The organism is Methylocella sp., assembly GCA_037200525.1.
Classification (GTDB): domain Bacteria; phylum Pseudomonadota; class Alphaproteobacteria; order Rhizobiales; family Beijerinckiaceae; genus Methylocapsa.
Window position 1 is genome coordinate 3,107,896 of sequence record JBBCGG010000001.1, and the last position, 20,860, is coordinate 3,128,755.

Annotated in this window: 19 protein-coding genes and 1 pseudogene; 10 read left to right on the forward strand and 10 right to left on the reverse strand. The window is 59.7% G+C overall.

Annotated features, from left to right (window positions below; all coding sequences use genetic code 11):
• Positions 1-50: 50 nt before the first annotated feature.
• The 8 genes from WDN46_15300 (at position 51) to mazG (ending at position 8,310) form a co-directional block, all read left to right on the forward strand.
• Positions 51-1,199, forward strand: coding sequence for a D-alanyl-D-alanine carboxypeptidase family protein (locus WDN46_15300; protein MEJ0094732.1), 1,149 nt, complete (start codon positions 51-53; stop codon positions 1,197-1,199).
• A complete protein-coding gene (tmk, locus tag WDN46_15305; GenBank protein ID MEJ0094733.1) occupies positions 1,196-1,897 on the forward strand; it encodes a dTMP kinase in 702 nt (233 codons plus the stop codon). Before WDN46_15300 ends, tmk begins: the two co-directional genes overlap by 4 nt.
• Positions 1,887-2,975, forward strand: coding sequence for a DNA polymerase III subunit delta' (locus tag WDN46_15310; protein MEJ0094734.1), 1,089 nt, complete (start codon positions 1,887-1,889; stop codon positions 2,973-2,975). The genes tmk and WDN46_15310 overlap by 11 nt, the downstream gene beginning before the upstream one ends.
• A 46-nt stretch (positions 2,976-3,021) precedes the next feature.
• Complete coding sequence (metG, locus tag WDN46_15315; protein ID MEJ0094735.1) at positions 3,022-4,581, forward strand: methionine--tRNA ligase; 1,560 nt, start codon at positions 3,022-3,024, stop codon at positions 4,579-4,581.
• A gap of 30 nt (positions 4,582-4,611) precedes the next feature.
• Positions 4,612-5,412, forward strand: a complete 801-nt coding sequence (locus WDN46_15320; GenBank protein ID MEJ0094736.1) for a TatD family hydrolase — start codon at positions 4,612-4,614, stop codon at positions 5,410-5,412.
• Positions 5,409-6,206, forward strand: a complete 798-nt coding sequence (locus tag WDN46_15325; GenBank protein ID MEJ0094737.1) for an MBL fold metallo-hydrolase — start codon at positions 5,409-5,411, stop codon at positions 6,204-6,206. The genes WDN46_15320 and WDN46_15325 overlap by 4 nt, the downstream gene beginning before the upstream one ends.
• Positions 6,207-6,652: 446 nt before the next feature.
• On the forward strand, positions 6,653-7,312 hold the full coding sequence (locus WDN46_15330; protein ID MEJ0094738.1) for a cold shock domain-containing protein: 660 nt from the start codon (positions 6,653-6,655) through the stop codon (positions 7,310-7,312).
• Between the two features lie 131 nt (positions 7,313-7,443).
• Positions 7,444-8,310: a nucleoside triphosphate pyrophosphohydrolase gene (gene mazG / locus WDN46_15335; protein MEJ0094739.1), complete on the forward strand. Its 867-nt coding sequence runs from the start codon at positions 7,444-7,446 to the stop codon at positions 8,308-8,310.
• 87 nt (positions 8,311-8,397) lie between these two features.
• On the opposite strand, the gene hflX is transcribed toward mazG, so the two are convergent.
• Both hflX and hfq read right to left on the reverse strand, forming a co-directional pair.
• Entirely contained in the window at positions 8,398-9,780 is a 1,383-nt protein-coding gene (hflX, locus tag WDN46_15340) for a GTPase HflX (protein ID MEJ0094740.1), read from the reverse strand.
• Between the two features lie 82 nt (positions 9,781-9,862).
• The gene (hfq, locus tag WDN46_15345; GenBank protein MEJ0094741.1) at positions 9,863-10,120 is read right to left on the reverse strand and encodes an RNA chaperone Hfq; all 258 of its coding nucleotides are present in this window, start codon (positions 10,118-10,120) and stop codon (positions 9,863-9,865) included.
• 277 nt (positions 10,121-10,397) lie between these two features.
• Here hfq and WDN46_15350 point away from each other — a divergent pair.
• Both WDN46_15350 and WDN46_15355 read left to right on the forward strand, forming a co-directional pair.
• A pseudogene (locus WDN46_15350) lies at positions 10,398-10,535 on the forward strand (transposase).
• Positions 10,502-11,125: an IS5 family transposase gene (locus tag WDN46_15355; protein ID MEJ0094742.1), complete on the forward strand. Its 624-nt coding sequence runs from the start codon at positions 10,502-10,504 to the stop codon at positions 11,123-11,125. Before WDN46_15350 ends, WDN46_15355 begins: the two are co-directional and overlap by 34 nt.
• 9 nt (positions 11,126-11,134) lie before the next feature.
• Here WDN46_15355 and WDN46_15360 read toward each other — a convergent pair whose 3' ends face one another.
• The 8 genes from WDN46_15360 to dusB all read right to left on the reverse strand — a co-directional run bounded on the left by WDN46_15360 (position 11,135) and on the right by dusB (position 20,837).
• Positions 11,135-11,995 (reverse strand): D-amino-acid transaminase, encoded by an 861-nt coding sequence (locus WDN46_15360; GenBank protein ID MEJ0094743.1) that lies wholly within the window; start codon positions 11,993-11,995, stop codon positions 11,135-11,137.
• Positions 11,996-12,011: 16 nt separating this feature from the next.
• Complete coding sequence (locus tag WDN46_15365) at positions 12,012-12,551, reverse strand: chromate transporter (GenBank protein MEJ0094744.1); 540 nt, start codon at positions 12,549-12,551, stop codon at positions 12,012-12,014.
• Positions 12,551-13,117: a chromate transporter gene (locus WDN46_15370; GenBank protein ID MEJ0094745.1), complete on the reverse strand. Its 567-nt coding sequence runs from the start codon at positions 13,115-13,117 to the stop codon at positions 12,551-12,553. The genes WDN46_15365 and WDN46_15370 overlap by 1 nt, the downstream gene beginning before the upstream one ends.
• 160 nt (positions 13,118-13,277) lie before the next feature.
• Positions 13,278-14,645 (reverse strand): sigma-54 dependent transcriptional regulator, encoded by a 1,368-nt coding sequence (locus WDN46_15375; protein ID MEJ0094746.1) that lies wholly within the window; start codon positions 14,643-14,645, stop codon positions 13,278-13,280.
• Between the two features lie 8 nt (positions 14,646-14,653).
• A complete protein-coding gene (locus WDN46_15380) occupies positions 14,654-16,918 on the reverse strand; it encodes a PAS domain-containing sensor histidine kinase (protein ID MEJ0094747.1) in 2,265 nt (754 codons plus the stop codon).
• Between the two features lie 193 nt (positions 16,919-17,111).
• Complete coding sequence (ntrC, locus tag WDN46_15385) at positions 17,112-18,587, reverse strand: nitrogen regulation protein NR(I) (GenBank protein ID MEJ0094748.1); 1,476 nt, start codon at positions 18,585-18,587, stop codon at positions 17,112-17,114.
• Positions 18,588-18,669: 82 nt separating this feature from the next.
• Complete coding sequence (locus tag WDN46_15390; protein ID MEJ0094749.1) at positions 18,670-19,809, reverse strand: ATP-binding protein; 1,140 nt, start codon at positions 19,807-19,809, stop codon at positions 18,670-18,672.
• Complete coding sequence (dusB, locus tag WDN46_15395) at positions 19,806-20,837, reverse strand: tRNA dihydrouridine synthase DusB (GenBank protein MEJ0094750.1); 1,032 nt, start codon at positions 20,835-20,837, stop codon at positions 19,806-19,808. The genes WDN46_15390 and dusB overlap by 4 nt, the downstream gene beginning before the upstream one ends.
• Between the last annotated feature and the right edge of the window lie 23 nt (positions 20,838-20,860).

Consider the following 20,860-nt stretch of genomic DNA (forward strand, 5'->3'; position numbering starts at 1 on the left):
GGTTGCCGCGACTTGTCTCATTCGTCGCGCTCGCCGCAGGCCTAGCGGGCTTGGCGGGCGGGTTCACTGTCGCCGCCGCGCAGACAATCCAGACGAGCGCCCCCCACGCCATTCTGATTGATGCAGATACCCGAAGCGTCCTGTTCGAGAAGGACGCCGACGCCCTCGTGATCCCGGCTTCGACCGTCAAGACAATGACCGCTGAAGTGGTGTTTCATGAACTCACGGAAGGCAGGTTGAAGCTCGATGATCTCTTCCTGGTCAGCGAGAACGCCTGGCGGGTCGGCGGCGCCCCGGCGCGATCATCGAGCATGTTCGCCGTGGTCAATAGCCGCGTCAGGGTGGAGGATTTGATCCGTGGTCTTGTCATCGATTCCGGCAATGACGCAGCCATTGCGCTCGCCGAGGGAGTCGCGGGTTCTGAGGGGGCTTTTGCTACGCTGATGATGAAACGCGGGCGCGAACTCGGATTGACGCGCTCCGTCTTCACCAACTCATGGGGCAAGGACGATCCCGAGCAAAAGGTCAGTCCGCGCGAGATGACCGCTCTCGCCAATCACATCATCCAGACCTACCCCGATTTTTACAAATATTTCGGCGAGAAGGAATTCACCTGGAACAAAATCAAACAGACAAATCGCAACCCGCTATTGACCATGGACATTGGCGCGGACGGGCTGAAAACAGGCAATATTGATGCCAGCGGCTATGGTCTGGTCGGCTCCGCCGTGGAGAACGGCCAACGTTTGATCCTTGCACTTTACGGCGCGGCGAGCGCCAAAGAACGCAGCGAGGAAGCTCGGAAGCTGCTGCTTTGGGGATTTCGGTCTTTCGACACCAAGATGATTTTCGGTCCGGGGGAGACAATCGGCTACGCCAAAGTCTATGGCGGCGAGAGCTCCGATGTGCCGCTTGTCGCAGATGGAGAGATCAAAATTCTCACTCCGCGCGCGGGAGGTGAAAAATTCACCGGACGCATAGTGTATGATGGTCCTTTGATGGCCCCTGTTGCGGCGAACGTGCAAGTTGGCCATCTCAAAATTTCGCGCGGAGCGACCGAAGTGCTTGACCTGCCTCTGAAGACGGCGGCGGCGGTGGAGGTTGGCTCTTTGCCGCGCCGCGCAATGGACGCCGGGCTTGAATATGCTGGCGACCTGTTTCGAAAATATGTCTCGAATAAATATATCGCCAAGCAATGAACGAGAAACCGGCGCCGAATAATGCGCCGCGGTCGCGGGGCATGTTGATCACCCTCGAGGGCGGGGAGGGCGCTGGCAAATCGACCCAGATCAGCCATCTTTCACAAAACTTGCGGAAGGCGGGAATTGAGGTCGTCGCAACTCGCGAGCCGGGCGGTTCGGAGGGCGCCGAAATCCTCCGCAACGTGCTTCTGTCCGGCGTCGTCAAGCCGCTTGGCCCCGTGGCGGAAGCGATCCTTTTCGCGGCGGCGAGGACTGATCACATCGACAAGACGATCGAGCCCGCTTTGGCGGCGGGAAAATGGGTCATCTCCGACCGATTCGCCGATTCGACGCGCGCCTATCAAGGCGGCCTTGGACAAATCGATCCGCGCTTTTTGCGTGCGCTTGAGAGAGTGACCTTAGGAGACCTGCGTCCAGACTTGACCCTTATTCTCGACCTGCCGGTCGAGGAGGGGCTTTTGCGCGCTGCGCGGCGGCGCAAGCCGGGAGAGGCGATCGACCGCTTCGAAAGCGAAAATCTTCAATTCCACCAAACCCTTCGCGCCGCCTTCCTTGCGATCGCGGCGTCCGACGCCGAGCGCTGCGCCGTGATCGACGCGAGCCGGGGGGAGGCGGAGGTCGCTGAGGCGCTTTGGGAGGTGATTTCTCGTCGTCTTCTCGACTCACAAGCCTTGGACTTAGCGCATGGCGGATAGAACGTCTCCGGCTGCATCGGGCGACGCGCCCCCTGAGGCGGACCGCTTCGAGGAGACCCCGCATCCTCGCGAAACTTTTGCGTTGTTTGGTCATGCCGAAGCTGAAAACGAGCTTCTTGCCGCCTATCGCTCGCGTCATTTGCCGCAGGCGTTCCTCATTGGCGGCCTCACAGGCATAGGCAAGGCCACCTTGGCATGGCGGCTTGCGCGGTTTCTCCTCGCGCACCCTGATCCCGCCGGCGCGCCAGACGCGATAGATCTTTCTGTGCCGCATGATCATCCGGCCGCGCGGCAACTCAGCTCTTTGGCGCACCCTGATCTTTTTCTGCTGCGGCGGGCGTGGAACGAGAAAACCAAAAAGCATTTCACCGAGATCCGCGTCGATGACGTGCGTCGCGCGATTCACATGTTCCAACAGTCGGCGGGACGCGGCGGCTACCGGGTTTGCATCGTCGATAGCGCCGAGGATCTCAATCTGTCCGGCGCCAATGCGCTTTTGAAGCTCATCGAGGAGCCGCCGCCGCGTTCGGTTTTTCTGATCATTGCGCATCGGCCGGGCCGGGTGCTTGCGACGATTCGTTCACGCTGCCGCGTTATCGGTCTAAAACCGCTCGCTGCTGCGGACATGGCGCGAACAGTGGCCGCGCTCGGGCCGCCCTGGTCTTCCGCTCGAGATGCGGAGCTGGCGGCGGCGATCAATCGTTCGCAAGGCTCCATGCATGACGTGCTGCGGCTTCTCAACGGACGCGGCGTCGAGTTCGACGCGCATTTGCGGCGAATGCTCGAAGATTTGCCGCGCATCGACTGGCGCGCGGTCCATTCCTTGGCCGAGCGGGTCTCTCCGCGCGACGGCGGCAATGACTATGATGCGATGATGGACTCTGTTTTCGACTGGCTCGAGGCGAGGGTGCGCAACGGGGAGGGTGGCGGCGCCCGGCGGCTTGCGCCCTACGCCGAGGTATGGGAAAAAGTGACTGAGGCGGCGCGCCAGATCGAAGCTCTTAATCTCGACAAACGCCCTTTCGTCCTCTCCCTTTTCGCCGATTTGGCCGCGGCCGCCCGGGCCTCCTCAACCTGAAACCTTGTTTTGCCGCGCCGACCGCGAACTTTGAGATTGCAAATCCATGTCCGCCCGTCCGTATTTTTATATAACGACCGCAATTCCCTACGCGAACGGCGCGCCGCATATCGGGCACGCTTATGAGCGAATCGCGACCGATGCGATCGCGAGGTTCAAGCGGCTCGACGGTTATGACGTCCTGTTCGTCACCGGCATGGACGAACATGGTCAAAAAATGCAGCAGACCGCCGCGCGGGAGGGCATAACGCCACAGCAATTGGCGGATCGCACGGCGGCGCAATTCGCCGCGATGGGGGCGGCTCTCAACGCTCCAGCTGATGATATCGTCCGGACGACTGAGCCGCGCCACCACGCCGCAGCGCAAGAGATGTGGAAGCGCATGGAGGCGGCCGGCGATATATATCTGTCGAAATATCCTGGGTGGTATTCCGTCCGGGACGAAGCCTTTTTCGACGAGTCGGAATTAATCGAAGGCGCCAACGGGGCGCGGCTCGCGCCGACCGGCGCTCCGGTCGAGTGGATCGAGGAGGAAAGCTATTATTTTAGGCTCTCGGCGTACCAGGACCGCCTGCTCGCGCTGTATCGCGACCAGCCCGAGTTCATTACCCCCGAGAAATATCGCAATGAAATTGTCGCCTTCGTCGAGCGGGGCTTAAACGACCTTTCGATCAGCCGTTCAACTTTTGACTGGGGCATCGGGGTTCCGGGCGACCCGCGCCATGTGATGTATGTCTGGGTCGACGCCCTAACGAATTACATCACTGGGACCGGCTTTCCTGATCCGACGGCGGCGCGGAGCCATTTTTGGCCAGCCGACGCGCATGTGATCGGCAAGGACATCACGCGATTTCACGCGACCTATTGGCCGGCGTTCCTAATGTCGGCCGGCCTCGCGACGCCCAAGCAAATCGTCGTGCATGGCTTTCTGTTTAATCGCGGCGAGAAAATGTCGAAGTCGGTCGGCAATGTGATCGATCCTTTCGTGCTCGCCGAGCATTACGGCGTCGATCCGTTCCGCTATTTCCTGCTGCGCGAAGTGCCTTTTGGGCAGGACGGCAATTATTCGCATGAGGCGATCGTCAATCGCATCAATGCTGATCTCGCCAATGATCTGGGCAATTTGGCTCAGCGCTCTTTGTCTATGTTGGCGAAGAACTGCGGCGGTAAGGCGCCTCTTCCTGGGAGCCTGACCGACGCCGACCGGGCAATTCTGGCGCAAGCGGCGGCGCTTCCGGGCAAAGCCCGCGCGGCTATGCGGGATTACGCCTTGCATCTGGTTTTGACTGAAATCTGGCGCGTCGTGGCGGAAACCAACCGCTATTTCGCCGGTGAAGAACCCTGGATCAAGCGCAAAACGGATCCGGCGCGCATGGAGACGATCCTCTATGTGACCACCGAGACTTTGCGCATAGTCGCGATCATGGCCCAGCCTTTCATGCCGGCCTCAATGGCGAAGCTTCTCGACTTGTTGAGCGTTGCGGCCACGGCCCGCGATTTTGCGGCGGCCGAGGTTGTCGAGGGACTGACGCCCGGCGTCTCATTGCCGGAGCCGCAGCCGATCTTTCCGCGTTATATTGAGCCTGCGGAGACGCTGGCGAATTGATATCTTCGAGCCGATATACAGCTTAAGCCCATGTTGATTGACAGTCACTGCCATCTCGATTTTCCGGATTTTTCAGCTGAGCGCGACGCAGTGGTGGAGCGCGCCCGCGGCGCCGGCGTTCGGCGCATGATCACCATTTCGACACGGGTCGATAAATTCGCTTCAATCAGCGCTCTCGCGGAGGCTTACCCGGAGGTGTTCTGCACCGTCGGCGACCATCCCGATCATGTCCACGAGGGTCCCGAAGCAAGCCTCGATCAATTGCTGCTGCTGGCGCAGCATCCAAAATGCGTTGGAATCGGCGAGGCGGGGCTCGACTACCACTACGACAATGCTCCGCGCGATCTCGCTGAACAGGTCTTTCGCACTCATATCGCCGCTGCCCGCCAGACCGGTCTGCCGCTGGTCATCCATGCGCGCGAGGCCGACGCGGACATGGCGGCCATTTTGACGGACGAGATGGGGAAGGGGCCTTTCAAGGCGATCCTTCATTGCTTCACCTCGTCTCTGTCCCTCGCCGAGACCGGCCTGGCGCTCGGTCTCTCGATTTCATTTTCCGGCATTGTAACGTTCAAGAAATCCGAAGCTTTGCGGGATATCGCCCGCATCGTTCCGCTGGATCGGCTTCTGATCGAAACCGACGCTCCGTTTCTGGCGCCGGTCCCGCATCGGGGCAAACGCAATGAACCGGCCTTTGTCGCCGCCACGGCCAAAACTCTGGCGGAGGTGAAAGGCCTTTCGATCGAGGGCCTCGCCGCGCAAACGAGCGCCAATGCGTTGCGTCTCTTCGACAAAATGCCGCCGCCTCAATCTGACGCCGAGGCTGCATGAGCCTTTCAATCACGATTTTGGGCTGCGGATCCTCCGGCGGGGTTCCGCGGGTCGGGCAAGGCTGGGGCGCGTGCGACCCGAGCAACCCCAAGAACCGCAGGCGACGCTGTTCAATCCTTGTCGAGCAAACCGGAGCCGGGGGCGGCAAAACGCAGGTGCTGATCGATACGTCGCCCGATCTTCGCGAACAATTGCTGGCGGAGGACGTCAAGCGCCTCGATGGAATTTTGCTTACCCACCCGCACGCCGACCATACCCACGGGATCGACGACGTGCGGCCTCTTGTCATCATGGCTCGGCGCAAAATCGATTTTTATATGGACGAAGCGACCGCTGCAGTCGTGCGCACCAGCTTCAGCTATCTTTTCGCAACTCCGGCCGACAGCCAATATCCGGCTTTATTGAACGAACGCCGCCTCAGCGCTGGCGTCGCCGTGCGCATCGAAGGTCCGGGCGGCGTCATCGAAGCTCTGCCGTTCCGGCTGAAGCATGGCGAAATCGACGCGCTCGGGTTTCGCTTCGGAAATATCGCCTATTCGCCCGATCTCAACGCCATACCCGCCGAGGCGCTTGATTGCCTAGAGGGTCTCGATCTGTGGATCACCGGGGCCTTGCGCTACACACCGCACCCAAGTCATTTTTCGTTGCCCGAAACCCTGGCCTGGATCGCCAAATTACAGCCAAAGAGCGCAATTCTCACCAATCTCCATACCGATCTTGATTTTGAACGCCTGAAAGCGGAGCTTCCGGCCAACGTCAAGCCGGCTTTCGATGGCATGCGCATCAACGCTTGAGTTTCCGTCGCGCCGCATCGCTTCGAGACCACGGGCGATGCAAAAGGCTCGCTCGATAGCGCTGGCTAAACCTACAATGTTGTTTTCGTTCTAACTTCCAGCGGCCGCCTCGCCTACTGGTTATGGTTCCATAATATTGATTATGCGAATCATCGATCTGGAAGCAAAGCTTCCTTTTTGTTTCCGTCCTCATTTTGTACCGCGTCAGGGCGTTTTCTTGCGGCGTTTTTCCGCGAGAAGAGCGTGAAACTTGGCTAATTAAGGTAGCCAAGGACTTCAACTATTGATATGTTTTTTAGCACGCGGGGCTTAGGCATTCACAATGGATACGATTGGTGAGACGGTTGGCTGGCGCCCGCGGGTTGCTGGCCTTTTGGCGTGGGTCGGTTGGCGGCGTGAACTAGATGAATTGGCGGCGGTTGTAGGCGGAGACGAGCAGGCACATCATGAGCAAAGGTAGAGATTTCCGGGGACCAAAAAAGCGTGGCTTTGACGATGATGGGCCCTCTCCTTACGAGCCGCCGCGGCAGAGCCGGACTCCCCGTTCAAGTTTTGGCGGGCCTGGCGGCGTCGCGCCTGATTTACCGCCCCCGACCAGTGGCCCCAGCGTTGACGCCGTAGTTAAATGGTTCAAAGGCGATAAGGGCTTCGGCTTCGTCGAACTGAGCAATGGAAGCGGCGATGCATTCTTGCATATAGGCGCGCTCCAGGCCGCCGGCTACGAGACGGTGCCTCCGGGCGCGAAATTGAAGGTTAATGTGAGCAACGGCATGAAGGGCGCGCAGGTAACGCGCGTTCTCGAAGTCGACACCGCTGGGGCGGTTGAAAGAGCTCCGCAGCCGCGAGCGTTCGGCGATTCGCCGCGGCCTGCCCGTCGCGCTCCGGATCCGTCAACGGCCGTTTCAATCACCGGGACGGTGAAATGGTTCGACGACAACAAAGGTTTTGGCTTCGTCCAGTCGAATGACGGCGGCAAAGACGTCTTCGTCCATATTTCGATCCTTGGGCCATCGGGCGTGCAGAACTTGGCTGAAGGACAGCCGGTGAGCATGCGCGTCGTCGATACGCCAAAAGGGCGCGAGGCCTTGTCGATTTCGCTCGAGTGAGCGAGATCGCGCTGGTCACCATATATCTCACTTGATCTTGAGCATGATCGTTTCGTTTGAACCGTTCATGCTCTTTTCATGTGTGCTTTCCGGACGTTGATCCCTGCGCTCCATGTTCAAATGCGGCCTTCATGTCATCGCCTCGCAATATCCAAAGCCTCTTAGACATTATGGCGGCGCTTCGTTCGCCGGAGACCGGCTGCAGCTGGGATATCGCTCAGACTTTTGAGACGATCATTCCCTATACGATCGAAGAAGCCTATGAGGTCGCCGACGCCATTGAGCGGCGCGACATGCAGGACTTGCGCGACGAGTTGGGCGATTTGCTGCTTCAGGTCGTCTTTCACGCGCGAATCGCCGAAGAAAAAGGCGATTTCGATTTCGACGGCGTCGTCGAGGCAATTACGCAAAAGATGATCCGCCGCCACCCACACGTATTCGGCGACGCCAAGGGGCTCAGCGCCGACGAAGTCCAGGCGATCTGGGCGCGGATCAAATCCGAAGAAAAATCAGCGAAGCGGGCCGCGTCGCAGGCGGCCGGCGAGACTTCGCACAGCGGCATTCTCGAGGATGTTCCACTGGCCCTGCCCGGTTTGACGCGCGCGATCAAACTACAAACCAAGGCCTCAAGCGTCGGTTTCGACTGGAACGATATCCGTCTGGTCTTGGATAAGATTCGCGAAGAAACCGCCGAGATAGAAGCCGCGCTCGACCTCGGCGAGCTAGACGCGGTTCAGGATGCTCTCGAAGACGAAATCGGCGATCTGTTGTTTGCGGTCGCCAATCTAGCCCGGCACGCGCAAATTGACCCCGAATCGGCCATTCGCCGCTCCAACGCCAAGTTCGAGCGACGGTTTGGCTTCATAGAACAATCCCTTGTGCGCCAGGGCGTCCCTGCGGGGGGCGCGACATTGGATGATATGGACGCGCTTTGGAACGAAGCCAAGGCAGAGGAAAATTTAAGGCAAGCCGTGAGGCCGCCAGCTCAAGTCAAATGAAGACGGAAGAAAACTAGATGCAATTTCAATTGCTTGCGTCGTATAGCTGTCTTTTAACATCAGTTGCGACTCCGCCATTGGGCGAATTTATTCAGCTGCGGGATCGCTTGCAGGCGTGAAAAATTTCCGCCGCAAAGGTTCAACTCGTTCCGGCGCAACCCGGACCCGCATATGCAGAGAGCCATCCGCAGCGGCGCCTTTGCGCATGACCTCGGTATTCTCATAGAGCCAGTGGAGGCCTTGGCCGTCTTCTGGCTTCAGAGCGATGTCGAATGTGATTCGGCCGACCGCAAGGCGCGCCTCAATCATCGTCCGCAGTTCATCGCAACCCTGCCCCGTCAGCGCCGAAACGATGATCGGTTTCGCATTCGTCGCCCTGCGCTTTGCGCTGTTTTGCGCCTCCGCAAGAGCCTCCTCGCCGAGAAGGTCCGCTTTGTTCCAAACTTCCACCAGGCGGTTGTCGTTCGCCGGATCGACGCCGAGGTCGTTGAGGATGGTCTCAACGTCGGCAAGCTGGGCCTCGGCATCTTCGTGCGCAATATCGCGGACATGCAAAATGACGTCAGCTTCGAGCACCTCCTCCAAGGTTGCGCGGAAGGCCGAGACCAACGTCGTCGGAAGATCGGAGATAAAACCGACTGTGTCCGACAGAATGATCTCCCCGCCATGAGCAAGGGAAACCTTGCGCAATGTCGGATCGAGCGTCGCGAAAAGCATATCCTCGGCCAGGACGTCAGCTTGCGTTAGTCGGTTGAATAGCGTGGATTTACCCGCGTTGGTGTAGCCGACCAGCGCAACAATTGGATAAGGCACGGCGCTGCGGCTCTTGCGATGCAGGCCGCGCATGCGCTTCACGCCTTCGAGCTCTAGCTCGATCTTCGTCATGCGCTCCTGGAGCAACCGCCGGTCGCTCTCGATTTGAGTTTCGCCGGGACCGCCGAGGAAGCCGAAACCACCACGCTGGCGCTCAAGGTGGGTCCAGGAGCGCACCAGCCGCGCCTTCTGATAAGCGAGATGGGCCAACTCAACCTGGAGCGCGCCTTCACGCGTTCGGGCCCTTCGCCCGAAAATCTCGAGAATAAGTCCGGTGCGATCGATGACTTTGACCGAAAATGCTTTTTCGAGGTTACGCTGCTGCCCCGGCGTTAAGGCGCAATCCATGAAGACGAGTTGGATTTCATTGGCGCTGATAAGGTCGGCGATTTCCTCGACTTTGCCTTTGCCGAGATAGGTCGCTGGACGTACTGCAGCAAGATTGACGATTATCCCAGCCACAATGTCGAGATCAATAGCATCGGCCAAGCCATTGGCTTCGGCAAAGCGCGCCTCTTGCGACCGTTTCCCCTGAGGGCCGGGGGAAGATCTCTGGCTGGCCCTACTCGCTCTCTCATTGAGGTACGGACCTATGACAAGCGCGCGCGTGCGCTCCGAGTGAGCATTTGCACCGTTGGCTACACCTTCGATGGCGATCTCCTATGTGATTTCCGGGCGGCTTCGGCGATCGAAACCGCCCACAGTCAATATGGGTACGCTAACGTTCGTCGAAAAGACTTCACGCCGTAGGCGTTCCCCCTTCATCCCCGGTTTCGAACATCTGAATTGGTTGTCCGGGCATGATTGTTGAAATCGCATGCTTATAGACAAGTTGCGAGTGACCGTCGCGGCGAAGCAAGACGCAAAAATTGTCAAACCAAGTAACGACGCCCTGTAGCTTCACTCCATTGACCAAAAAGATCGTGAGTGGAACTTTATTTTTACGGACAAAATTGAGAAAAGTGTCCTGGAGGTTTTGTGGCCGTTCCGCTGCCATCTTAAAATCCTATTATGTTCTTGGCGCCCGGCCGGCGCGACCCAAATGTTTGACGCGCTTAAGCGCTGTTTCGTTCAAGTTGTAGCCAAAGGGGCGCTATCGATGCGCCGGCCCCTTTTTCCGTTGGCCGTCGATATTAGACCCATTGCTGGCCCGGTTTGCAACGGATCGTTTGCGCACTAGGCTCAGGACCTATTAAATTTGCCTGAGATGTGATTCCTGGTCTCCGCATGGGGAGGCTGGGATGAGTGATTTGTTTTTGTTGGGCGAGCGGCAGATGGCGCGGCTTGCGCCGCATTTTCCTCTGTCGCATGGCGTTCCGCGGGTTGACGACCGTCGGGTGGTCAGCGGAATCGTCTATGTGATCCGCAACGGCCTGCAATGGAAAGATGCGCCCAAGGATTACGGGCCGCACAAGACGCTTTACAATCGCTTCATCCGCTGGAGCCGGCTCGGCGTCTTCGACCGCATATTCGCCGCGCTCGCTGGCGAAGGTCCAAAGCCCGAGCGCATCATGATCGACGCCACGCATCTGAAGGCGCATCGCACAGCGGCGAGCCTGCTCAAAAAGGGGCTCTTCCCCGCCGTATCGGGCGCACGAAAGGCGGACTGAACTCGAAGCTCCACGTCGTTTGCGACGGCGCCGGCAAGCCCCTCGTCATGTTGCTCTCGGAGGGCCAGATGAGCGACCACAAGGGCGCGCGGCTGATGCTCAAGGCTTTACCGCCCGCTTCAATGTTGATCGCCGACAGGGGCTACGACAGCAACTGGTTCCGCGCCGCGCTGAAGGCCAGGGGCGTCGAGCCCTGCATCCCGCCAACCAGAAGCCGCAAGCTTCCCATTGCCTATGACAAGACGCTCTACCGCCAGCGTCACAAAATCGAGAACATGTTCGCCAAGCTCAAGGACTGGCGGCGCATCGCAACCCGCTATGATCGATGCGCCCACACCTTCTTCTCCGCCATCTGCATCGCAGCCGCCGTCCTCTTCTATCTCAATCAATGAGTCCTGAGCCTAGCTCGATCGCGCTGCTCCGCCGTGGAATATGGAGCGCAATTTTCGCGCCAGCGGGCCGGGCGCCCCGTCGCCGATTTTGCGCCCGTCGATGGCGATCACCGGCATGACGAGGGTGGTTGCCCCGGTGATGAAGGCTTCCTGCGCGCGATACGCTTCCTCCAGACTGAATTTGCGTTCCTCGAACCGGAGACCTTGCGCGGCGATAATATCGATAAGCGTTGTTCGAGTGACGCCGCGCAAGATGGAGTGATCGACCTGGCGGGTGATGATCGCCCCATATTGATCGATGATCCAGGCGTTGGAGGCCGCGCCTTCGTTGACCATGCCGTCATCGTCGATCAGCCAAGCTTCATAGGCCCCGCGCTCCCTCGCGGACTGACGCGCCAATACATTCGGAAGAAGCGAAATAGACTTGATGTCAACGCGCTTCCAGCGCAGATCAGGCATCGATATGACGCTGACGCCTACGCGGGCGGCCGCCTCGCCCTTTTCCGGATCGATTTGCCGCGCCGTGACAATGAGGCTCGAGCGCACCGGCGGCTGAGGAAAAACATGATCCCGCGGGGCGACGCCGCGCGTTGCTTGGACATAAATATATCCATTGGAAACCTTGTTCCTGGCCATGACTTCGCGCAGGACGACTTTGAGCGCGCCCCGCCCCACCGGCGCCTTTATGCGCAATTCATCGAGCGAGCGAGCGAGCCGCAACAAATGGCGCTCCTCGTCAATCAAGGCGCCGCCAAAAACTTCACAAACCTCATAAACGCCGTCGGCGAGTTGGTAGCCGCGATCTTCGATATGGACCATGGCGTCCCGGCTCGCGACGTATCTCCCGTTTACATACGCAATTCTGCCCATCTGCGCTCCGAGAGGTTCAAAGGGAAAGGCCGAGGCGGCTGCACGCCGCCCCGATGATCGCGCCCATCGCAATGCCGTACAAAGGGTTCGTTCTGGTCAAACCGACGATAAGGGTCATGCCGCCTGTGAGCGCGATCGTCAAGCCGCCGCTATCTGCGGCGCGCGCTAGCACGAGACCGCCGGCGCCCATGAGGCCGACCGCGATTGGGGCCAAGGCCTTCTTCAAAACGGAGGTCGCTTGACTGGCGGAAAAACGCCGCAAGATGCGCTCGGCGGCGAGCGCGATGAAGGAGGATGGCAAAACCATCGCCGCGGTTGCAACGCCAAGCCCGGCGAGGCCAGCGATATGCCAGCCCATCATGCTCATCACAATAACATTTGGACCAGGCGCAGTTTGCGCGAGCGCGACGAGATTGGCGAAAGTCGCATCATCCATCAAATGCAGATTATCGACGATCTGACGGTGCATCTCCGGCAATGTCGCGTTCGCGCCGCCGACCGCCCCCAGCGAGAGTAGCGAAAACGTCGCTGCGAGCTGTTCCAGCGCCGATCGCATCAGCGCCGCGCGGACAGGGTGAAGAGAACGAGACTTGTCGGAACGAGGATTGCCAGAGTGGTGAGCAACGAAAAATGGAAAACCGCGCTGGACGCGAAAGTCAGCCCCGCAACGAGGAGCGCGAGACCATCGGCGCGAATAGCGCGGACCATTTTATAGGCGTTGCCGATCACTAGCCCGGCCGTCGTCGACGCGGCGCCGATAAGCGCGCTCTTCACCTCGGGAAGCGTCGCGAAGCGATCATAAAGGGAGGCAATTCCGATGAGGACGGTCAGCGGTCCGACGAGGAGGCCAACGACCGCGATCGCAGCCCCGACAACGCCCTGGTGGCGATCGCCGAACATGACAGCCAAATTGACCGTGTTCGCGCCCGGCAGAACGCTGGAGGCGCCGAGAAATTCGGCTAATTCGCGGTCATCAAGCCAGCCGCGCTCATCAACGAGGATCGGGCGCACCCAACCCGTCACTCCGCCAAAGCCGCAAATCCCTATTTTGAAAAACGCGCAGAAGAGCGCGTAGCGGGAGACGCGCTGCATCACGCAGGATGGTTGATTGGCAAGTGGCAAGCCTTCTCTTTCGGCTTCAGACGGCGGCTGCTCTTTAGAGTTAGCTTGACCGTATTCCTAGAGCAGTTTTTGGCCCCGAAGCGCAAGAGTCAACCAGGCATCCTAGCCGTTTAAGCAACGCTCGATTTTATGATTCATTGCGGATGAGCGAAAACGCTATTCAGTCCACCCGAAGCGACTTCAGCTTGCGGTGCAAGGCGGAGCGCTCCATGCCGATGAATTCGGCGGTGCGCGAAATATTGCCGCCGAAGCGATTGATCTGGGCGACGAGATATTCCCGCTCGAAAACTTCGCGCGCGTCGCGCAGAGGAAGACTCATCAGCTTTTCACCGCCTGCGCCGGTCGGCGTCGATGGAACCAGCGCGCCGATCTCCGCCGGCAGCATGTCCGCCGTGACGGCCGCCTCTGGATCGCCCGCCGCCAGAATCATCAGCCGCTCCACATTATTGCGCAGCTGTCTGATATTGCCCGGCCAGTCATGCGATTGCAGCACCGCCATTGCGTCATCGGCGATCACGCGGCGAGGCATTCCGGTCGTCATCGAGACCTGATCCATGAAGAAAGAGATCAGTTCCGAAATATCCTCCCGCCTCTCCGAGAGCGAAGGAACGCGCACCGGCACGACGGCGAGACGATGGAACAGATCCTCGCGAAACGATCCATCGGCGATCAGCGCGGCGATGTCGCGAGCGCTGGACGAAATGATGCGGACATCGACGTGGACGCGGGTGACGCCGCCGACGCGTTGAAAATTCTGCTCGACGAGCACGCGCAGAATTTTGCCCTGCGTCTCCTTCGGCATGTCCGCGATCTCGTCGAGATAAAGCGTGCCATTGTGCGCTTCCTCGAGCGCGCCAACCTTGCGGCTGGCTCCTGGTTTGCCTTCGATGCCGAAGAGCTCCATCTCCATCGTTTCAGGCGCGATCGTCGCCGCGTTGAGGACGATGAATGGACCGCTTGCGCGCGTGGACGCTTCATGAATCGAGCGCGCCGCAAGCTCTTTTCCAGAACCCGGCGAACCGGTGATGAGCACTCGTGAATTGGCCGGGCCGACGCGTTCGATCACCAGACGCAATTGATTGATCGCGGGCGACTTGCCTACGATCCCGTTCGCCGCTCCGGCGCGGGCGCGGAGATCGCTGACCTCGCGTTTGAGGCGAGAAGCTTCGAGCGCCCGCTCCGCGACGAGCACAAGGCGATCGGCCTTGAATGGTTTCTCGATGAAATCATAGGCGCCGAGTTTGATCGCCGAGACCGCCGTCTCGATATTGCCGTGGCCCGAGATCATCACCACCGGGAGCATCGGATTCTGCTCCTTGATGATGCGCAACAGCTGCAGGCCGTCGAGCCGCGAACCCTGCAGCCAAATATCGAGAAAGATCAAACTTGGGCGCCGCGCCTCGATTGCGGCGAGAGCGTCGTCGGAATTCTTGGCGGTCCGGGCGCCATGACCCTCGTCCGACAGGATTCCAGACACGATGTCGCGAATGTCCGCTTCATCGTCGACGATCAGGATATCGCTCGCCATGAGTTCCCTCACGATCCTTGTGTTGCGGCCGCGTCGGCGGCTTGTTCTGAAGCGTCCTGAAAGCGCTGCGCTTCATCGCTCCAAGGGAAAAACAACCGAACCCATGCGCCGCGTCCATGCGGAGCGTCGCGTAGTTCGAGGCCGCCGCCGTGATCGGCCAGGATCTTGGCGACGATCGGAAGCCCGAGCCCGGTCCCTTCCGATCGAGTCGTCATATAGGGTTCTAGCAACCTTTGCCTGTTGTCCTTCGGAAAACCTTTGCCATTGTCGATAACGTCAATGATGGCGGAATCGCCGACCACCGAAAGGGTCACTGAAATATGACCCTCGAAGCTCGATTCGCTAGCCTGCGCCTCGATGCCTTCAGTCGCGTTCTTGACGATGTTCGTCAAGGCTTGAGAGAGCAATCTGCGATCGAATCGTCCAAGCACCGGCTGATCAGGCAAATGATCTTCAAACAAGATATCCGGATGTGCGACGCGCATCAGGAAAAGAACGCGCCGCACGCATTCGCCGAGGTCGTCGCTTTCGACGCGCGGATTGGGCATCCGCGCGAAAGCGGAGAACTCGTCCACCATGCGTTTGATGTCATCGACCTGCCGGACGATTGTATCGGTGCATTGATCGAAAATATCGCGGTCCTGGGTGATGAGGCGCCCATATTTGCGTTTCAGCCGTTCAGCCGAGAGCTGGATCGGCGTCAACGGATTTCTGATTTCATGCGCGATGCGCCGGGCGACGTCGGCCCAGGCCGCCGTCCGCTGCGCCGTGACGAGATCGGTGATGTCATCCAAGGTGACGATATAGCTCTTATCGGCGCGGCCCGTCGGCGCGCTGGTGATGCTGACGTTGAACAGACGCTCGAGGCCGCCGCGCGATAGCGAGACTTGACCCTGGTGCATGCGGGTTTGACCCGCGCTCGCTTCCGCAAATAGCCTCTTGATTTCCGGCAGCACGGCGTCGAACGCTTGGCCGACGATGCCGGTCGCCCCCTCCCCGGCTGGCGGTATCAGCCGTTCCGCCGAGGGATTGAGCACGGTGATTTCGCCTTTGGGTCCAACGCCGACGACAGCCACCGGAACGCCAGAGAGAACCGCCTCGGTGAATAAACGCCGCTCGTCGATGAGGCTGCTCGCCGCAATCAGCCGGTTTTGCTGAAGGCGCAGCTCGGAGGTCATTTTGTTGAAGGTTTCGCCAAGATGAGCAAGGTCGCCTTCCGATTTGTGCACCACGACTTGCGCATGGAGGTTGCCGGACGACACTTGATCGCTCGCCGCGATGAGGCGCCGGATCGGCGCGACGAGACGGTTAGCGAAGGAAAGACCAAGCCAAGTCGCCGACAAAAGCATGATCACGGCGATTAAAATGAACATGGTCGCGAAAACGATTTGAATGACGCGCCGGTGGGCGTCGAAGCCGTCGTAGAGCGCGACAAGCTTTGCGGCCTGGCGGGGAAACTCAACCGTGAAAGGATCGACCGGCCGTGCGACGTAAAGGAAAGTGTCCTGGAAAGAGGTCAGCGCGCGCAAAGCGACGAAGGTTCGTCCCTCATCGAGGATCAGGCACAAAGGTTCGTTTTTCCGGGCGTCTTCGAAATCGCTGGCTTCCGGCCGCGCGATTATATTGCCGATTGCCGAGCCGGTATCGATTTTCTCGAGAAGCGAGCCGTCGGACTTCAGCAGCGCCGCTGCAGTGAAGCCAAGAAAACGCGCTCGCGAGGTAAAAAAATCGCGGAACAGGGGCCGATCGACTTCGAACATAAGCTTGGCGCGATCGAGATCGGACGCCGTGAGCCTTGCTTCCTGAAGCAGCGATTTGCATTGCGCTTCGCGGAACAGGCGCGCGGCGTCGACCGTGTTTTGAACGAAGCCCCGCCCGTCCTGCATAAAGGATGGATTGAGACTGCGTTCCAGCGCAACTGAGCCGACCCAAGCCATGAGAAGAGCGGGAGCGGCAGCGATGATGGAGAAAAGTCCGACGATCTGGATATGAAGCTGCGACGCGGCGACGCCGGCGCGCCTTGCCTTATACAACGCATAGGCTTCGCCGAGCACGAAGCAGAAGACCAGAAAAATGCCGAGAACATTGGCGATAAAAAGCCCAAGCAGAACGGCGTCAGTCGCCATAATCGGCGTAAAGCCGGCGAAAACGAGAAAACTGCCGAGGGCTACAAGCAGCACCAGGATGACGACGGCGGGGCCGAAGCGAATCGTGAATCGACGCTCGCCATTCGAAGCGCCAATTGTATTTTTCTCTCTCTGTTTTTCGCTCATGATCCGTCACATTATAAATAACGGGGCGCTAGCGCTTAATAGATGAGCGAATCTAGTTGCCTTTCTGCCACGGTGTTGCATGATTGCGACATTTCCACGGCCAAAAGCTCGTCGCCGCCATCTGGAGGCGGCGACGCTCGCGTTTATCGGCGCGAGTCAAACGATGAAATCAGACGCGGCCCCTGCGCGAATCCTATCGCGGCGAGCGCATCAGCCTGATGTCGAGATCGCGAACTTTTTTGCGCAGAGTATTCCGGTTCAGCCCCAAAAGCTCGGCGGCTTTGATCTGATTGCCTCTCGTCGCTGCAAGCGCCGCCGAAATCAACGGATATTCCAACTCGCGCAAAATGCGATGGTAGAGGCCGGGAGGCGGCAGGTTGTCGCCGTGTCCCCGGAATAGTTCAGTAAGATGCCGCTCCATGGCGCCGGCTAAGGTGATCGCCCGCTCGGGCTCTTGCGGTCTGACGGCGTTGGTCGCGACCGGAGAAAAGCCGGACGCCAGTGCAGGCGCATCAACTGGAAGTTCCGTATCGACGAGCTGAACGGTAACCGCCTCCTGCGGATACAGCGCGGCGAGTCTTCGCGTGAGATTTTCCAGCTCCCGGATATTTCCTGGCCAGCGATAGCGTTTCAACCGGTCGAGCGCATCCGGCTCGATGCGTTTCAGCGGCAGGCCCTCGCTGGCGGCGAGGGCGAAAAAATGCTGCGCGAGATCGCCGATGTCCTCGGTGCGCTCACGCAAAGGCGGCAAGCGCAAAGGCACGACGTTCAAGCGGAAGAACAGATCTTCGCGAAACAAGCCCTGCTGGATCAAGGCCAAAAGATCCTTGTTCGTAGCAGCGATGATGCGGACATTGGTCTTGATCGGCATCCGTCCGCCGACCGTCGTGTATTCGCCTTGCTGGAGCACGCGCAGGAGCCGGGTCTGCGCCTCCATGGGCATGTCGCCGATTTCATCGAGGAAGAGCGTGCCCCCCTCCGCCTGTTCGAAACGTCCGGCCGAGCGCTGATTGGCTCCGGTAAAGGCGCCTTTCTCGTGCCCGAACAACTCGCTTTCGATGAGATCGCGCGGAATCGCGGCCATGTTAATGGCGACGAAAGGACCTTTCTTGCGCTTGCCGTAATCATGCAGAGCGCGCGCCACAAGCTCCTTTCCGGTGCCGGACTCTCCGGTGATCATCACCGTCAGATCGGTTTGCATCAGCCGCGCCAAAGCCCGATAGATCTCTTGCATCGCGGGCGAGCGCCCGACGAGAGGCATCCCCTCCAGCTCTTCATCGCGCTCCACCTTGACGCGGTTCTTCGGTTCGCTCATGGCGCGTCCGACGATCGAAACCAGCTCCCTGAGATCGAAAGGCTTTGGCAGGTAATCATAAGCGCCGCGCTCGGAGGCTTTGATCGCCGTCATGAACGTGTTCTGGGCGCTCATGACGATTATCGGCAAATCCGGCCGCAACCTTTTCATCTTCGGCAAAAGCTCGAAGGCGTTTTCGTCCGGCATCACGACATCCGTAATGACGAGATCGCCGTCGCCCGATTGAACCCAGCGCCAGAGAGTCGCCGCAGTCCCGGTGGCTCGCACGTCATATCCTGCGCGTGACAAGGCCTGACTGAGCACAGTGCGAATGGCTGTGTCATCATCAGCAATGAGAATATTTCCGCTAGCCATTACAAAGCATCTCCTTCAGGCCAAGAGCGCTGGCGCCAATGCTGGTCGGCGCGCTCACCTGTCCCGCCCACGATCTTTTGCTTCAGTCGCGCTCCGACCCTTGAGCGTTACGGGGCGCCATTGGCAAAAGAACCCGGAACGTGGTGCGGCGCGGTAGGGATTCGCATTCAATAGTGCCGCCGTGATCGCCAATGATCTTGGCGACCAATGCAAGTCCAAGGCCACTTCCGGTTGCTTTAGTTGTAATGAATGGATCAAAGAGGTAGGGCATTACTTCGTCCGTGACGCCGGAACCATTATCGCGAACGCAAAATTCCAGAGGCAGACTGACCGGGGCCTTGACGCCAGGAATCTGCAGCCGCACGCCAGGCCGAAACGCAGTCGACAATTCGATGTCGCCATCGTTCCTATCCTCGCCGATCGCCTCGGCGGCGTTCTTGACGAGATTGAGGAACATTTGCACGAGTTGGTCCCTGTTGCCGAGCACCGGCGGAAGCGAGGGATCGTAGTTTTCGTGAAACCGGATATGACGCGCAAATCCAGCCTGCGATACTTTCTTCACGTGGTCTATGACGGCGTGAATATTGACGCTTTCCCGTTCGATCGGTCGGCCATCGGAAAAGGCGCTCATCCGGTCGACGAGTTTTACAATCCGGTCGGTCTCCTCGCAGATAAGCCGGGTCAGCGCGCGATCTGAATCATCGGCGTCGGCCTCAAGCAATTGTGCGGCGCCCCTTATGCCGGACAATGGATTCTTGATTTCATGCGCAAGCATGGAGGCCATTGCGGCGACGGAGCGCGCGCCGCCGCGGTGAGTGAGCTGGCGGTCCATCTTGTCGGTCAGCGCGCGCTCTTTCAACATGACGACGACCCCCTCCCGGGGATCTGGCAACGGCGTCACCGAAATATCCACCAGCCGATCAGGTACGGCCTTGGCGAGCCCAAGATCGACGCGATAACCGCTGATCGCGGCGCCGCTGGCTTTGACCTGTTCGATGAGATCGAACAGCGGAGACCCGGCTGCGAGAAGCTGGCTCAGCTTCTGCTGCCATAAGGACGCGCGGCTCGTTCCGAAAAACGCTTCCGCCGCGACATTGGCGTCGCCGATCGACCCATCCGGCAGGACGGCGATGACCGGATGCGGAAGAGCGTCGAGAAGCTTAGCCGCATCCACTCGGGGGGCATCATCTTTGCCCCGAGAAGCCCAAGGCGACGTTCTCATGCCGCCTCCTCTTGCAACGAAGACTCGAAGACTTCAGCCAGCATCGACTTGACTGCGCTCGCGCGCTCCGCTGTGACGAGGCGGCGCCTTAGCGACGTTGGATCGTGAGCGCCGGACCATTGGGCGTAAGCCGCCAAATGCTTGCGCGCATGGCGCAGACCCTGCTCTTCGCCGAATGTTTCGAGCAGGCTGTCGTAATGCTCCAGCGCCGCATCCCTGCGCACGGACAGCGGAGGTTTTGCGCGGACCTCTCCCTGCGAAAGGTAGTGGGCGATGTCCCCGACAAACCAGGGCCTCCCCATCGCCGAACGTCCGACCATGACGGCGTCGGCCCCGGAATCTGCCAGCATCTTGGCTGCATCGGCAAGGCTCGCGCAATCGCCATTTGCGACAACAGGGATGGATACGGCCCGCTTGACTTCGCCGATGGCCGCCCAGTCGGCCTTGCCTGCGTAGAATTGGCACCGCGTGCGGCCATGGACGGTTAGCATCGCCACGCCCTCGGCTTCCGCCATAGCGCCAAGCTCGGCCGCATTCCGCGATGCGTCATCCCAGCCAAGCCTCATTTTGAGCGTAACGGGAATTCGCACCGCCCGAACCGTCGCGCGAATCAAATCGACCGCGAGAGCGAGGTCTCGCATCAGATGCGACCCCGCATAGCCGGTCGTGACCTTTTTGGCTGGACAGCCCATGTTGATGTCAATCATCGCGGCGCCGCTTTCTTCGGCCATAACGGCGGCCTCCGCCATCGCGGTCGGATCGCATCCCGCGATCTGCACCACATGCGGATCGACGCCGGCGCCTTCAGCCCGCAGCCGATTGGCGGCATCGCCCCGCGCATAACTATCGGCGGCGACCATTTCTGTCACGACGAGCGACGCGCCAAAACGCTGCGCCAGCCGGCGCATGCCAAGATCGGTGACCCCGGACATGGGAGCGAGGAAAGCGCGGCCGCTCAAGCAAATGCCGCCGACTTTGAGATTGGCGCCTCGATATGTGCCGCCCAAACTTTTATCAGGCGTGTTCATGCCTAGATCATAGTCACTTTGTG